Origin of the sequence: Pseudoalteromonas sp. APC 3893, assembly GCF_030408095.1 — a bacterium.
Taxonomy (GTDB): domain Bacteria; phylum Pseudomonadota; class Gammaproteobacteria; order Enterobacterales; family Alteromonadaceae; genus Pseudoalteromonas.
This window is the reverse complement of the sequence record NZ_JASDCD010000001.1, coordinates 298193-314173: the sequence shown is the minus strand read 5'-3', so window position 1 is coordinate 314173 and position 15981 is coordinate 298193. Positions and strand designations below refer to the sequence as shown.

Here is a 15981-nt window from a genome sequence, read left to right as displayed (position 1 = left end):
CAACGCTTAACCGGCATGCCTTTTTTGATTACTTCTAAATACATTATTGCTATGAAAATTGCGCTAATAAAAAAATACAAAATAGACCTTATAAAACTGGTTAAAAATAAAGCGTGCAATGTAACTTATGTGCAATGTTGTTTAAACTCTAATATATGAATAATGGGTATTCGTGTCATTCATAATAGATACAAAAAAAGCCGATGATGTATCGGCTTTTAATCGCTATCTAATGAGCTAAAGGTTACTTTTCAGCACGGCCCATAAATTTATGTTCAGCTGTATTAATACGAATGCGATCGCCCGTAGAAATATGCTCAGGTACTTGAATAGTTAAACCAGTTGATAATTTTGCAGGCTTTGAGCGAGCACTGGCTGACGCCCCTTTAATAGATGGGTCTGTTTCTTCAACTACCAGCTCAACGCTTGAAGGTAAATCTAAGCCTACTGGTGCACCATCAATAACAATGACGTGTACGCCTTGTGTTTCTTCATTAACGAAAAGAATTTCTTCGCTAATAGCATCTTTATTTAGGTTATATGGCGTGTAATCTTCGTTGTCCATGAACACGTATTCATCACCATCGATATAAGAAAACATTGACTCACGGCGAATTAAGTCAGCAAGCTTTAGCATATCACTGTCTTTAAACGTTTCGTCAACTTTAGCACCTGTTACTACATCATACAGACGCATGCGGTATAAACTACCACCAGCGCGGCCTTGTGGCACAGAACGAACAATATCTTTAACCACTAAAGCGCGGTTATTGAACTCAATGGCATTACCTTTTTTAACTTCACTTGCCTTAGGCATTGGTGTATTCCTATAATTTATTAATCATCAGAAACATACCATGAAGTTATTTTTCTGCAACAAGAAAATCTCAGCAAGTAGCGTTATGATTGATAATTCTAATAAATTATACCTATTGGACATTTTTTCATGACTAAACTACGAAAAAGCTGCTATGGTTAAGGTACCGTAAATGACTTCAAGGACTGGATCATGGATCAACACACAGCACATGAGTATTTAACAACTAAACCTCTGGTTATGGTTACCAAACCTTTTGGCCAAGAAGTTGATGTATATAAAGTAAATCATAAAATGTTTGCTACATTATCGGTCGGTAATGAAGGTGAAACAGATGAAGATGGCAACCTAATTTGGTGGATGAACTTAAAATGTGACCCTGACGAAGCACAAGCTTTACGGGATCTTTTTCCTTCAGTGATACCTGGCTATCATATGAATAAACGGTTATGGAATACTGTTATTCTTGATGGCTCTATCCCTCAAGGCGAAATTGAGCGCATGATTGATAATTCATTTAGTTTAGTTGTAGCAAACATGCCTGAAAAAGATCGCAAAGCGATCGAGATTCACATGTGATGCATCTATTGCACTGGGCTTCACGCTTAGTGCAATACTTTCCCAACAAGTTTTCTTCTTAAATACACACCTCGACTGTGGATAAAACAGTCTTTATGCAATGTAATTTTATGCGTTAGTGATTTTATGTAGGCATAAAAAAACGCACCTCAAGGGTGCGCTTTTAGCAGATTTAAACCTTAAGCCTTTTTATCGTCTTGTTGTTCATCTGCGGTTTCATCTTCACTGTCAGGCTCAGGGGCTTGCGTAATAATAACTTTATCCGTTGCAACTTCAACTGACGACTCCTCAACAACGCTTGGTTGCTCAGCAGGTTGAACTTCACTCTTAGTTGCAGCTACTGGCTCAACTTGGTAAAAACTCGCGCCTTTATCTGCCATATCTAGCAATGTATCACACGGGGTAAATACTGGGTTGTAGTTAGCAAAAGTCGCCATTTCTGAGCTCACTTTACTTGCGCCAAGTTTATCCATATAGCTGAATGGGCCGCCCAAAAATGGTGGGAAGCCAATACCAAATATCGCACCAATGTCACCGTCACGAGGGCTTGCTATAATGCCATCATCTAAACAACGCACGGCTTCGTTCAGCATTTGGGCTACACAACGCTTAGCAATTTCACTTTTGTTTAAACGTGGAGACGGGCTTACACCAAGTAACTCATAGATTGACTCATCCACTTTTTTGGCTTTTTTATCATAGATATAAAAACCACGACCTGTTTTACGGCCTAAGCGTTTTGCGTCAATTAAACGACTAAATGCATCAGGAGCTTTAAAGCGCTCACCCAGTTCTTTTTCAAGAATTGGGGCTATTTTAGAGCCGATGTCGATACCTACTTCATCTAATAATGCCAACGGTCCAACAGGGAAACCAAACTCAACAAGTGCCGCATCAATTTTATCAATCGGCTCACCGGCAAGGAGTAAGTTAGCTGCTTCATTTACATAAGGCGCTAAAATACGGTTTACGTAAAACCCTGCCATGTCTTTAACAACAATCGGTGTTTTACCTTGTTTACGGGCAAAGTTTACTACGCGAGCAATAGTTTCTTGAGACGTACCTTCATGTGGAATAATCTCAACCAATGGCATTTTTTCAACTGGTGAAAAGTAATGTAAGCCAATTACATTTTCAGGGCGCGTAGCCTCAGCCGCTATTTGCGAAATAGGTAACGATGAGGTATTGCTGGCAAAAATAGTGTTGTCTTGGCATTGCTGTTCTACATCAGCAACCATACCTTGTTTAAGACTTAGATCTTCAAATACCGCTTCAATAACAATATCAATATGCTTAAAGCCACTGTAATTTGTTGTGCCGGTTATTTTACTCATGGTTTTCTGTAAATCGGCTTTAGATAAAATACGACGCTTTTGCTTTTTATCTAAAATTTTGTAGCTGTAATTCATGGCATTACTAATACCCTGCTCTGCTACATCTTTAATACGAACAGGTACACCTGCTTTAACCGCGCTAACATGAGTAATACCTGCGCCCATTAGACCACCGCCTAATACAGCTGCTTTTTCTATAGCAGGGGCATCATCGTTGCGCCACTCTTTTTTCATCTCAGTAGTTGCAAAAAAGATCCCACGCAGTGATTTTGATTCATCACTCATCACCAAGGTTGCAAAACCTTCGGCTTCTGTTTTGTAGGCTTTTAATTCATCAAGCTCAACACTAGCACGCACCGCTTTAATAATTGCCAATGGTGCAGGATAATGACCACCGGTTTTCTTCAATACGTTTTCTTGGGCTTTTTTAAAGATAATATTGCGGCCAAATGGGTTTGACTCAAGCAATTGACTAATATGGTCAAGCTTTGGTTTTGGCGCTTTTGCTTTGCCTTTTAAAGCAAACTCTTTTGCCACACGCAGTAAAACAGTGTGCGGTACGCAGTCATCAACTAAACCCGCTTTTTTAGCTTGTTTAGCACGTACCTGCTTACCTGTTAACATCCACTCAAGGGCTTTTTGTAGGCCAACTAACTTTGGTAAACGTTGTGTGCCACCGCCACCAGGTAATAAGCCAAGCTGTACTTCCGGCAGGCCCAATTTAGTCATATCGCTGTTTGAACACACACGGTAATCGCACGCTAGCGCAAATTCTAAACCACCACCTAGTGCCGCACCATGAATAGCACTAACAGTTGGAAATGGTAGTTTTTTCATATCAAAAAACGCACGGTGGCACAGCTCACTGATTGCCAATGCATCTTCGCGTTTTTCAACGTTATCGAGCATTTTAACATCAGCGCCGGCAATAAAGTTATCGCTTTTACCGCTGATAAATACCATACCTTTTACAGCTTGTTGTTTTGCATCATCAAGCAGTGCTTTTAAATCATCGGCAAAGGTATCGCGCAGGGTGTTCATTTTCTCACCCGGCACATCAATAGTTACAACGGCTAAACCGTCTTCAATTTCTAAACTAAATACTGAATCTGTCATTACGCACTCTCCAATACAAAGGCTGCACCTAAACCACCCGCCGCACAGGCGGTAGTCAGGGCTAAACCACCGCCACGGCGGTTAAGTTCGTGTAAGCTTTGAGTGATAAGTCGTGCGCCAGTTGCTGCAAATGGGTGCCCATATGCAAGCGATCCGCCCATCACGTTAAACTTATCCATGTTAATTTCACCAATGGCCTTACTACGGCCAAGTTTTTCTTGGGCAAACTTATCTGATGCAAACATTTTCATGTTAGCAAGTGTTTGCGCTGCAAATGCTTCATGCATTTCAATTAAATCTAGATCACCCAGTGTGATCCCCGCTCTATCAAGGGCAATAGGTGTAGAATGGGCTGGTCCCATCAGCATGTCTTCATGCACACCAATAGCTGAAAAGGCAAAGCTACGGACATAACCTAAAATATTGTAGCCTAACGCTTTTGCTTTGCTTTCACTCATCATTAATACAGCTGCCGCACCATCGGTTAATGGCGTTGAGTTTGCAGCAGTAACTGAACCATGTTGACGGTCAAATGCTGGCTTTAATTTAGCATAACCTTCTACAGTTGAGTTATGGCGAATATTGTTATCTTGTTCGATAAAGCTCTTATAAGGTGGTAAATGCGCTGTCATTACTTCTTCAGCTAATTTGCCATCAGCCCATGATTGGCTAGCAAGCGAATGTGAACGATGTGCTAACGCATCTTGATCTGCACGGCTAATATTATGCGTTTTAGCCATTTGCTCAGCGGTTTGGCCCATTGATAAGCCTGTTGAATACTCGGCCACTGCTGGCGGTACTGGCATTAAATCTTTTAAACGCAGCTTTGAAAATATTTTTAAACGCTGGCTAAAAGTACGCGCTTTGTTTAAGTCAACCAAGCTACCCGCCAGTTTTTTGCTTACACCGATAGGTAACACTGAAGAAGAATCTGCGCCACCGGCAACACCTACTTGGACAGAACCGGCCATTATTGACTCAGCAACATTCGCAATGGCCTGAAAGCTAGTCGCGCATGCACGAGACACTGAATAAGCATCAACCGATACCGGCATACCTGTGCCTAACACAATTTCGCGAGCAATATTTGGCGCTTCAGGCATTTGTACCACTTGGCCAAATACCAATTGATCAATTTCTGACTTATCAAAATTTAAGCGCTCTAGCATTTCATTAACCACTAGTTTACCCATATCAAGGGCTGGTACATGATGGAATGCAGTTGCTTGTTTTGCGAACGGTGTACGTAAACCACTAACGATGGCGATACGATCGCCTTTTGCTGTTTTAAGTATGTTTTGCTCAGACATTTATGCTCTCCCGCTGACAGGTCTGACCTGTTTGTTTTCCTCGATTCTAAACAACCCGTGTACTAAAGCCAATAGCGAAATTGAAAATAGTGTAATTAGTTACCAACAATAGGCTTTTTTTTAACTATTTACAAAATTATCGGTTCTTTATATGTTAGGGTAAAAATCGTTAAAAAATAACGAACTATTTTGTAAAATTAGGTCTAACACTTGTGTTTTACCCTATTTACCCATATTACAAGTTAAGCTTTTTTAAACCCGTGCTAACGAGGATACTCTTTTTACTATGGCCGCTAACGCTTTTTCACAACTAAAAACTTACTTAGATAGCCAAATTATTGGCCAGCCAGAATTAACTCAAGCATTGCTGATCGCCATTTTAGCCGATGGCCACTTATTAGTAGAAGGCCCGCCAGGGCTTGCAAAGACTCGTGCTGTAAATGCATTAGCCAAAGGTGTTGAGGGCTCATTTCAACGCGTACAGTTTACGCCTGACTTGTTACCTGCGGATGTAACCGGTACTGACATCTACCGCCAGCAAACCAGTGAATTTGTATTTGAAAAAGGCCCTCTATTTCATAACCTAATTTTAGCCGATGAAATAAACCGTGCCCCAGCCAAAGTTCAATCTGCATTATTAGAAGCGATGGCTGAACGCCAAGTTACTGTGGGGAAAAATACCTACCCACTGTCTGATTTGTTTATGGTAATGGCAACACAAAATCCGCTAGAGCAAGAAGGTACTTATCCATTACCAGAAGCCCAACTTGATCGCTTTTTATTACACTTAAGCATTAATTACCCAGGGGCTGAGCATGAGCGTGATATTTTACGTCTTACCCGCGGTGAAGCATTAAGTGAACATCAAATACCAGAACAACAAATAAGCCAAGCAGATTTATTTTCCGCCCGTAAAGATATTTTAGGTTTATATCTTGCCGAGCCACTTGAACAGTATTTAGTACAACTGATTATTGCCACCCGAGAAGGTGCTCAATTTGACGAACAACTAGGCCGCTGGATTGAATATGGTGCAAGCCCACGAGCGACAATCGCTCTTGATAAATGCGCGCGCGCGCACGCTTGGCTACATGGTCGCGACTTTGTTGCACCTGATGATATTCAAGCCGTGCTGCATAATGTATTACGTCACCGTATTATATTAAGTTATGAAGCCCAAGCAGATGGCGTAACAAAAGATCAAGTGATCAGCCGTATTTTAGAACTTGTTGCCGTACCCTAAATTATGCAAAGCGAATTAGATAATCAAAGCTGGCTTAAAACCAGCCACAGTCATGGCGTAAACTTAGCGTTAAAAGAGCTAATGTATTATAAAGCTAAGGCTCGGCTTTTAGAGCTTGCACCCAAAGTAAAAATTAAAAACAGTTTAACAGGACAATACCTAGCACCGCATAAAGGGCGTGGTATGGAGTTTGCCGAAGTACGTCATTATCAGCAAGGTGATGATATTCGCTCTATTGATTGGCGCGTTACTGCACGTACAGGTGAAACCCACACTAAGTTGTTTCAAGAAGAAAAAGAGCGACCAGTATTTGTTTTTACTGATTTTTCTAATTCGATGTTGTTTGGCTCAAAGTTATTATTAAAATCAATACAAGCCGCGCACATTAGTGCGTTAGTTGCGTGGTCAGCCTGCCAACGAGGTGATCGTATTGGCGGTATTGTATTTAATCAGCACGAACATTTAGAGCTAAAACCCAGTGCCCGAGAAAAAGCTGTATTAAAACTTTGTCATAATCTATGTGATAGCCACCAACAGGCACTTGCGAAGATTGACCAACCTGCAAAAAATAATTTTAGTGATAATTTAAAACGCCTCAACCATTTAGCAAAGCCTGGTAGCCTAGTTTATTTGGTCTCAGATTTTAGCGCACTAGACGATGCTAGCTTTAAGCAGCTCGAAATATTGAGCCGTCACTGTGAGTTAATTGGTTGTCATATTAGCGACCCATTTGAGCACCAGCTACCTGCTTTTAAGCAAACCGTGACCGTCAATGCAAATGGAAGTGACTTTGCATTACCGTTAATGGATAAAGGCTTTCGCGATACTTTTGCTAAAACGGCAGCTCAAGCATTTAGCACGCGAATGGACAGGTTAACTAAATCAGGCCTTAATTTAATATCATTCAATGCAGCCTCTCCTTTAGAACTGCAGTTAGTGAGAAAGTAAATATGCAAGCATCCCCGTTAGATGGCCTTAATGATGTCATTGTGCCAGAGCAAGTAGCATGGTGGCCGCTGGCGCCAATTTGGTGGTTCATTATCGCTGCTATTGCTGTAGCCGCTATTTTATTAGCTATAAAACTATACCGTGATAACCAATTTAAAAAAGCAAAGCGTTACGCCATTGCACAAAGTGAGGCCGTAGCAAACGACAGCGCACAGCTACATATACTGATAAAACGTTTAGTTTTGCATTACTACAGCCCTGAACACGCCAGTGCTGGAACAAAAGAATGGTGTATCACTTTAAATAAACTCACTGAGCAACATTTTAGTGAACAAGAACTCATGAGCCTTTATCAAGCAAATACAGCACAACCAGAGTTGGCTACCAAGCTAAAAGCTGGTATTAAACAATTTAAGCTTAAGGAGTCGCTAAATGTTTGAATTTAGTTGGCCTTGGCTATTTATTTTATTACCTTTACCACTACTATTACGCCTATTTAAACCTGCGACCAGTGACACACAAACGCAATTACGTATTCCTGGCTTTGCTAGGCATAATTTAGCAAGTCAGGTAGCAAAACAGCATCCACGTAACATTAATGTATTAGAATGGCTTATTTGGCTGTTACTAGTATGTGCTGTTGCAAACCCTACATGGCTTGATGAACCAATTACTCTGCCTAATGAAGGCCGCGACATTATGCTTGCAGTTGATTTGTCTGGCTCAATGACAGAGCAAGACATGGCTTATCAAGGGCAATATGTTGACCGCTTAACCATGGTCAAAGCCGTACTGAGTGACTTTATAGAGCAACGCCAGGGCGACCGCCTAGGCCTCATTTTGTTTGGCGATACCGCCTTTTTACAAACCCCACTCACACGAGATGTTAAAACGGTCAGCCAAATGCTTTCAGAAGCACAAATTGGTTTAGTAGGCCGCGCGACAGCAATCGGTGACGCGTTAGGGTTATCTGTAAAACGGTTTGCAAATAGAGATGAAAGTAATCGAATTGTAGTACTGCTTACTGACGGTCAAAACACCGCTGGTAACTTAGACCCAGAAGAAGCCCTACTTTTGGCACGTGAAGAAGGCATAAAAGTGTATACCATAGGTGTTGGCTCAGATAACCCACGCGGCTTTAGCTTATTTAATATGGGTGGAGCCAGTGGTGGCAGCTTAGATGAAAGTCTATTAAAACGCATTGCAGAACAAACCGGTGGTTTGTATTTTCGTGCTAAAGACGTGGCTGGATTACAACAAATTTACCAAGAGTTAGATAAACTCGAGCCAATCAGTGCTGATGAACAAATATTTAGGCCTCAGAGCTCACTGTTTTATATCCCTTTATTAATATCACTCGCCATTGTCACCCTGCGAGTAATATTGATCACTGCCCGCACTTTTAAACAGGAGGCCTAATGGACTTTGAATTTATACGCCCAACTGTTTTATGGTTACTTATTCCCGTGGCCGCATTATTTATTATTGCGTTAATTAAGCATAAAAAAACCAACCAAGGTGAATTAATAGCCCCGCATTTGGCACAATTTGTTATGAGCTCTGAAAATAAAACGACCGGGCAACCCATGTGGTTAGTGGCATTATTTTGCGTATTAGCAGTGCTATTTAGTGCAGGTCCTAGCTTTGAAGAAAAACAAGTGCCTGTATTTCAGAGTAAAAATGCCCGCGTGATTGTAATGGATATGTCATTGTCAATGTATAGCACAGATATAGCCCCGAGCAGACTTGTCCAAGCTCGCTTTAAAGCACTTGATATGGTTGATCTGTTTAAAGAAGGCGACACAGCACTTGTCGCTTATGCAGGCACTGCTTACACAATTTCACCACTAACAAATGACGCAGCGACTCTTGAAAACTTAATTCCTAGTCTTAGCCCTGAGATCATGCCAGATAAAGGTTCTAACGTACTGGCAGGCTTAGATGAAGCAAAAGAGTTACTAACCCAAGCTGGTTATTTAGACGGCGATATTATTTTGATCACCGATGGCATTGAGCAAAATGAGCAATCCGATATCAACCAATTTACTGCGACTAATCGTTACCGGCTCAATGTATATGGTGTAGGCACAGAGCAAGGCGCCCCGATAAAGTTACCTGAAGGCGGCTTTTTAAAAGACAGCTACGGCCAAATAGTTGTGCCCACTATTAACACTTCTCGCTTATCGAGTATTGCTAATAACAGCGGCGGAAAGTTTGCACTATATCAACCAAGCGCCCGTGATATTTCCGTATTTGCGCCCAGTGCCAATACTGAAACCCTCAAAGATGAAAAGCAAAGCCAAGCGTTATGGCGGATTGATGCGGGTATTTACGGTTTGTTTATTTTACTGCCCTTAATGATGTGGTTTTTTAGAAAGAGTGCACTACTCGGCGCATTTATGATTATATGTTTTGTGCCTCAACAAAATGCCTATGCAGTAGAGTTACCCAGTATTTTTAAAAACCAAGACCAACGCGCATTAGAGGCCTATCAGCAAGGCGAATATGAACAAGCCGCAAGCGCTGCCGATTCAAGCCAACTTAAAGGGGCTGCACTTTATCAGCAAGGTGATTTTGAAGGTGCATTAAACGCATTTAGCCAAGATAGCAGTGCGACAAGTTTATATAATTATGGTAATGCCTTAGCCAAAGCCGGCAAATTAGATGAAGCGATTAACGCTTATAAACAAGCGCAAGCATTGCAACCAAATTTTGACCAAGCCAAAGAAAACCAAGCCTTAGTGGAGCAGTTAAAAAACCAACAGCAACAAAACCAAGATTCACAGGATGGTGATCAAGGCGATAATCAAGAGCAACAGAACGACGAGCAAGGCCAAGATCAAAAAAATCAGGATGAATCACAGCAAGGTGAGCAATCAAAGCAAGACTCTCAATCGCAGCAAAACGATCAACAGGGCGAGCAATCTGACGAGCAAGATAAGTCGCAAGACGGCGAGCCTTCTGCTGAGCAAAGTGATGAGCAAAATAAGCCCGAGATGGAAGCAGAGCCTGATCAAGCACAACAAAGTGAATCAAACGATTCACAACAAACACCTAATGAAGATCAGCCTGAACCAAGTGAGCAAACTCAGCCGCAAATGAGCCCTGAGCAACAAAAGCAGGCAGAAGAAGCGGCAAAGCAACAAGCGATGCAAGCACAAGCTGCCCAGCTGACTAATGAAGAAAAAGAAAAAGCGCAGCAACTAAATCAATTACTGCGCAAAGTACCTGATGATCCTGCTATTTTGTTACGTAACAAAATGCAATTAGAAGCACAAAAACGAAACTATCAACGTCGTCCACAAGGAGTCGAAAAATCATGGTAATGCGATTATTTTGCTGTTTATTGCTTATCAGCGCTATGCCCCTGTGGGCTATGACACAACTGCAAGCCAGTGTTGACAAAAACCCTGTGTTAGCCGGTGAATTTTTTATGCTAACAATCAGCGCTGATGACACAATAAAGAACGATCAGCCCGACACATCAGTGCTATTAAAAGATTTTGTGGTTGGCCCGACGAGTGTAAGCACCCGCACCAATATCGTTAATGGCAGTATTTCTAAACAAACAAACTGGTCAATTAAATTGATGACCCGAAATGCCGGCGATTACACAATTCCGGCCTTTAATGTTGCAGGTATCAGCTCACAACCAATCGCATTAAAGGTGTCCGAGCGCAGCAAAGCAACGGAACAAAATAACGACATTTTTATAAAGTCATCCATGTCATCTGACTCTTTATTTGTCCAAGAAGCCGGTTTATACACAGTTAAACTCTACCTTGCAAAGGAATTACTCGATGGTAATTTAACCGCGCCAAGCATGCCTGATGCGCAACTAAGTCAAATCGGAAAACAGCAAGAAGAATACGAGCTAGTTGATGGTAAACGCTATTTAGTGATCACGCGTGAATATTTAGTGCAACCGCAAAAAAGTGGTGTTTATACCATTGAAGCCCCTGTTTTTCAGGGTCGAGTTAGACAAAACTACCGCCAGTTAGAAGTATCAGCTATGGGTGAAAGTACCGATGTTGAGATCAAGCCAATACCGAATGATTATCAAGGTGCATGGTTACCCAGTGAGTTGGTTAATTTAGACGAGCAATGGCAACCTGACAGCGATACTGTAGAGGTCGGCACCCCCATTACCCGTACACTAACGCTTACCGCCTTGGGCATAACCAAAGAGCAGTTACCTGATATTGAACTCCCTGAAATCAACGGTATACGGAGTTACCCTGACGAAAAAGAAAATAACCACCTTGTGCGTGATGGCCGCGTTATTTCGCAACAAACTGCCTCATATGCACTATTACCACAAACGCCTGGTACATATACCCTACCTGAAGTCAGTGTACCTTGGTACAACACTAAAATTAAGCGTATTAGTTATGCCACTTTACCTGCACGCACAATTACTGTTACAGCAAGTAGCCATTCACCTGCCACAGTCCCTGCGATACCACAACAAACTGAAGGCATGACACAGCTAAATGAAAACCCAACCAATGTCAGCACAGTTACAGTGAAAACTACTCCACTGTGGCTTATCATTGTTTGTGTTATTGGTTACTTGCTATGGCTAATCACCTTGTTACTTTGGTGGCGTAGTAAAACAACCCACAAGCCAGATACACAACCGCAGCATGTATCAACAATGGCAGCTCCTTCACTTAATGAGTTAAAAGCCAAGAGCAAAAGCAACGATCTGTCTGCATTTCATCACGCACTTAATCGATACGCAATAAAGGTGACTAAGCAATCAAATAACGCGATTGATGCTTTAATCGAACAAATAAATGATCAGCAACTTAGCGAACAAATTGCTAAACTGAGGGCTGCACTCTATAGTTCAAATAGTGAAACGGTTGATTTAAGTGTGATAATTAAAGCATTAGAGCTACACACTCACTCAGCACAAAAAAATCAGAAAAATGTTTTAAAAGGACTTTATTAGTATACTCAACAGCTTGCATAGTAAATATGCAAGCAAACTATCCCTTAATATAAAAAAGTAATTATGCCGGGAAATAATAATTCTAAAAGTCAGGTCTTAGTTGATGTGGCAGAGAAAAAAGTACGTTATGAAAAACTCGTTCATGTTTATCATAGCGAATTATATCGCTTTGCCTATTGGTTATGCCGTGACCCTAATATAGCCGAAGATCTCGTTCAAGAAACTTTCTTGCGAGCTTGGCGTTCGCTTGATTCGCTATTGGATCAAAAAGCAGCTAAACCATGGTTATTGACGATTGTACGCCGTGAAAATGCACGGCGTTTTGAACGCAAGCAATTTGATTACAGCGATGTAGAAAACGATACGATCGTCGATGAGAAAAGCGTAACGTTAGATGACGAAATGGAACAAACGGTGATCCAACGTCAAATCGCTAAATTATCTGATGAATACAAAGAGCCCTTATTACTACAAGTAGTTATGGGCTGCTCTGGAGATGAGATTGCTGATATTTTAGATTTAAACAAAAACACGGTAATGACCCGACTCTTCCGTGCCAGAAACCAGTTAAAAGAGGCGTTAAGCCGTGATGATGAACAACTTAAAGGGGCATCAAAGTAATGGATGATCTCGAGTTTCGTCGCCGAGTAATCGCACAGCCAAACAGTGAAGACCAGGATATTCTGGATTTTGCTGGGCAAGATCCTGAGCGACAAGAACTAATTGATCAAATGCAAGAGTTTGACAATGCATTGAACCAAGCACTGGATATTCCTGTGCCTGAAGGCTTAGCTGAGCGTATTTTAGCAAACACTGAACTGTACGCCGATGAGCATACTTCTCAGCCAAGCACTGTAAGTAATGAGCCCGTTGCTGATAAGGCTGCGCAAAGTAATGTAATCGAAGCTGGCTCGCGTTTTAAGCTAGATAAACTTCCTCTTGCTATGGCAGCTTCATTGTTGGTGGCAGTGGGTGCGTTTTTCTTTAGTAGCGAACAAAATGTTAATTATGGTGCAGGAGAACATGCACTTGCACATGTATATCATGAACTTGGCTCGTTAGAAAAAACAAACGAGATCAGCTTAGAGCGCGTAAATGAACAGTTTGCAAAGCTTGGTGGTGAACTAAAAGAGCTACCAGGTAAAGTAACGTACTTAATGTTTTGTGACTTCAAAGGACAACGTGGACTACACCTAGTATTTGAGTCCGAGCACGGGCCGATGACTGTCTTTATTGTCCCCTCAGAAAAACAATCTTTTGGCCATGGGGAAAGTGACTTCCATGATGAACGGTTTGCTGGGCATATTGAGCGTGGGAATGGGGCAGATACTATATTAGTCGCCAGTTTAGGCAGCCCTGTTGATCGCTATACAGGTCGAATTAACGACGCTATTCGTTGGTTGCACTAAATACTTACGTTGCCGCTGTTTCAGCGGCAACGCCTTATATTTCAGCAGTTTGTATTAAATATAAGCACTTAAATCAATTCAAATTAGTTATCCTACTGACTCTATTTATATAATCCTAGAACTCATTTAGAATCGCCGCTCTAATTTGTTTTAAGGATGTTCATGAAAAACCTAATCGTTATTTTTTCTTTACTGGCATTATTATGTACTGCTAGTTTTGATGCACAAGCACGTAAAAAGTTTGGTAGTAAAAAACGCGGCAAAACCCCAGAAACCCAACAAACTGCACAAAAACAACAAACCGACACAAACACAATCTCTCCTGCAACTAAACCAAAATCTAACAAAAAAGGCATGATGGCCGGTATTTTTGGTGGTTTATTAGCGGGTGGCCTAATTGCTTCAATGATGGGGGATGACTTCGAAGGAATGCAATTACTTGAAATGTTACTCATGGCAGGTATCGCGTTTTTTATTATCAAACTTATTCTTGGTATGGTACGTCGTAAAAATTCACCTGCGATGGCGCATGCTCATCAAGCTTTTAATGCTCCACAAATGAAACAAAACGCAGTAGAGCCAACCCCTACCAGCGGATTTTCAGCAACGAATTCAATCCCTTTTAACTTGCCGCCAAATTTTGACACAAATGGTTTTTTACAAGGTGCTCGCAGTCATTACCATACATTACAAACGGCTTGGAATAACGCAGATTACAATACGATGGCCGAATATTTAAGCCCTGAACTTGTTGCTGAGTTTAAAGCTGAGCGCGACGCCATAGAGTGCGTAGCGACCGAAGTAATGTTTATTGACGCTGAATTAGTGCGTGCAGATACAGATGCAGACAAATGGCAAGTAAGCGTGCGTTTCAAAGGCAAATACCGTGATTTAGCTGATAAAAAGGAACAGCCTATTTTAGAAGTTTGGCATTTAGAGCGCTTAACACGTGACGATGCTCCTTGGTTGATTGTTGGTGTAGAAGATTTAATTGACGCCTAAACACAAAATATTGTGAGAATGAAAAAGGGTTGCTAGTTAGCAGCCCTTTTATTTTTAAAAAGTATTTAACCTGAACTTTGGATAATAAATCTATCTCCAGCGGCTACTTTCAACGCTAACTGCGTTGAATTTACTTGCAATAGACTAGCTATTGACGCGTAAATTCGCCTTGTTATCGCTAAAAGTCTCCGGCTGGAGACTAATAAATATATTTGTGATTTAATATCAATACATTAGTACATCTCTTAACCAGAGTTCAGGTTATTTAGCTAATTGGGCAGGTCGCATCAATTTTGTTAATTGCGGCAAAACAGAAAACAAAATCATTAATGTCATCAGCATATATTGCCACACCTGATATTGCTCATTTAATAAAACAACGGCGCAAATAATACCTGCAATTGGATTAGCAATCGTGCCAAAGGTAAATTCAACCACACTCATCCGCCCAAGAAGCCAAACATATAACGCATAAGCAAGCGCCGTATTGGGCACAACTAACCAAAATAGTACAAACCATTGGTTTGGGGTAAATGCCTGTGTGAGAACCTGATAAGCCTGTGGCTCAATATAAGATGCTTGCACTGATGCCGCAATCGCAAGCACTGAACCACCTAAAATCAATTGCCAAGTCAGCACCGTCCACCAATGAATATGCGTGGTGATCTTTTGTACCAAAGTACTGCCAATCACTATTGTTAATAATGCTCCTATCAATGCAATAACCCCGAGTAAGTTAAGTGCAACATGTTGTGGATCGAACAACCGCCATGCTAAATATACTAGCGCTAACGCACAAACCGACTGTAATAGCGCGGGTCGCTGCCCTTTCAACAACCAAGCATACAACAAAGCCACCACAGGCACTGAAACCATACCCACGCCAGCAATTGCAGCTGGCAAGTTGATCGCCATAACAAAAATAAAGCTAAAGAATAAAGCGATATTAACTAATGCTAATACAATTAAGCCTCGCCACTGTCTTAACTGTGGCCAAGTCGGTTTGATCAATAGTAATAGTAAACCAGCTGGTAATGCTCGTATTGCACCAAGTAAAATCGGCGGCCAATCAGGTGTTGCATACTTAGTCACCGCATACGTGGTGCCCCATAAAAAAGCAGGGATCATGGCAAGAAGAATATTCATTTCTTTCCTTTGTAAAAATAAGAGCTGTAAAGGTAAAACCTAAAGTTAAGTTGAGGTCAATATACAAAAACAAAAAAGGTTGCCAATGTGGCAACCTTTTACATTGACGGGTAAATTTAA

Annotated in this window: 14 protein-coding genes; 10 read left to right on the top strand and 4 right to left on the bottom strand. The window is 41.3% G+C overall.

Annotated features, from left to right (window positions below):
• Nucleotides 1–244: 244 nt before the first annotated feature.
• Entirely contained in the window at nt 245–817 is a 573-nt protein-coding gene (gene yeiP, locus QMA12_RS01325; protein ID WP_087531772.1) for an elongation factor P-like protein YeiP, read from the bottom strand.
• A 192-nt stretch (nt 818–1009) separates the two neighbouring features.
• Between yeiP and QMA12_RS01320 the strand changes: the two genes are divergently transcribed.
• Nucleotides 1010–1396, top strand: coding sequence for an MmcQ/YjbR family DNA-binding protein (locus tag QMA12_RS01320; protein WP_087531773.1), 387 nt, complete (start codon nt 1010–1012; stop codon nt 1394–1396).
• 179 nt (nt 1397–1575) lie between these two features.
• Here QMA12_RS01320 and fadJ read toward each other — a convergent pair whose 3' ends face one another.
• Nucleotides 1576–3846 (bottom strand): fatty acid oxidation complex subunit alpha FadJ, encoded by a 2271-nt coding sequence (gene fadJ / locus QMA12_RS01315; RefSeq protein WP_290208812.1) that lies wholly within the window; start codon nt 3844–3846, stop codon nt 1576–1578.
• On the bottom strand, nt 3846–5156 hold the full coding sequence (fadI, locus tag QMA12_RS01310) for an acetyl-CoA C-acyltransferase FadI (RefSeq protein ID WP_290208814.1): 1311 nt from the start codon (nt 5154–5156) through the stop codon (nt 3846–3848). Before fadI ends, fadJ begins: the two co-directional genes overlap by 1 nt.
• 286 nt (nt 5157–5442) lie before the next feature.
• Between fadI and QMA12_RS01305 the strand changes: the two genes are divergently transcribed.
• From QMA12_RS01305 to QMA12_RS01265, 9 genes are all read left to right on the top strand, one after another.
• Nucleotides 5443–6399, top strand: a complete 957-nt coding sequence (locus QMA12_RS01305) for a MoxR family ATPase (protein WP_290208815.1) — start codon at nt 5443–5445, stop codon at nt 6397–6399.
• A gap of 3 nt (nt 6400–6402) precedes the next feature.
• The gene (locus QMA12_RS01300; RefSeq protein ID WP_290208816.1) at nt 6403–7347 is read left to right on the top strand and encodes a DUF58 domain-containing protein; all 945 of its coding nucleotides are present in this window, start codon (nt 6403–6405) and stop codon (nt 7345–7347) included.
• 2 nt (nt 7348–7349) lie between these two features.
• The gene (locus QMA12_RS01295; protein WP_290208817.1) at nt 7350–7787 is read left to right on the top strand and encodes a DUF4381 domain-containing protein; all 438 of its coding nucleotides are present in this window, start codon (nt 7350–7352) and stop codon (nt 7785–7787) included.
• Nucleotides 7780–8766: a VWA domain-containing protein gene (locus QMA12_RS01290; protein ID WP_290208818.1), complete on the top strand. Its 987-nt coding sequence runs from the start codon at nt 7780–7782 to the stop codon at nt 8764–8766. Before QMA12_RS01295 ends, QMA12_RS01290 begins: the two co-directional genes overlap by 8 nt.
• Nucleotides 8766–10673 carry a VWA domain-containing protein gene (locus QMA12_RS01285; protein WP_087531779.1) on the top strand — a complete coding sequence of 636 codons (1908 nt, stop codon included), beginning with the start codon at nt 8766–8768 and terminating at the stop codon, nt 10671–10673. Before QMA12_RS01290 ends, QMA12_RS01285 begins: the two co-directional genes overlap by 1 nt.
• Nucleotides 10667–12304 (top strand): BatD family protein, encoded by a 1638-nt coding sequence (locus QMA12_RS01280; protein ID WP_087531780.1) that lies wholly within the window; start codon nt 10667–10669, stop codon nt 12302–12304. The genes QMA12_RS01285 and QMA12_RS01280 overlap by 7 nt, the downstream gene beginning before the upstream one ends.
• A 63-nt stretch (nt 12305–12367) precedes the next feature.
• The gene (locus QMA12_RS01275) at nt 12368–12925 is read left to right on the top strand and encodes a sigma-70 family RNA polymerase sigma factor (RefSeq protein WP_087531781.1); all 558 of its coding nucleotides are present in this window, start codon (nt 12368–12370) and stop codon (nt 12923–12925) included.
• The gene (locus QMA12_RS01270) at nt 12925–13713 is read left to right on the top strand and encodes a DUF3379 family protein (RefSeq protein WP_087531782.1); all 789 of its coding nucleotides are present in this window, start codon (nt 12925–12927) and stop codon (nt 13711–13713) included. The genes QMA12_RS01275 and QMA12_RS01270 overlap by 1 nt, the downstream gene beginning before the upstream one ends.
• Before the next feature lie 162 nt (nt 13714–13875).
• Complete coding sequence (locus QMA12_RS01265) at nt 13876–14715, top strand: TIM44-like domain-containing protein (RefSeq protein WP_290208819.1); 840 nt, start codon at nt 13876–13878, stop codon at nt 14713–14715.
• A 261-nt stretch (nt 14716–14976) separates the two neighbouring features.
• On the opposite strand, the gene QMA12_RS01260 is transcribed toward QMA12_RS01265, so the two are convergent.
• Complete coding sequence (locus QMA12_RS01260; RefSeq protein WP_290208820.1) at nt 14977–15861, bottom strand: DMT family transporter; 885 nt, start codon at nt 15859–15861, stop codon at nt 14977–14979.
• Nucleotides 15862–15981 lie beyond the last annotated feature (120 nt).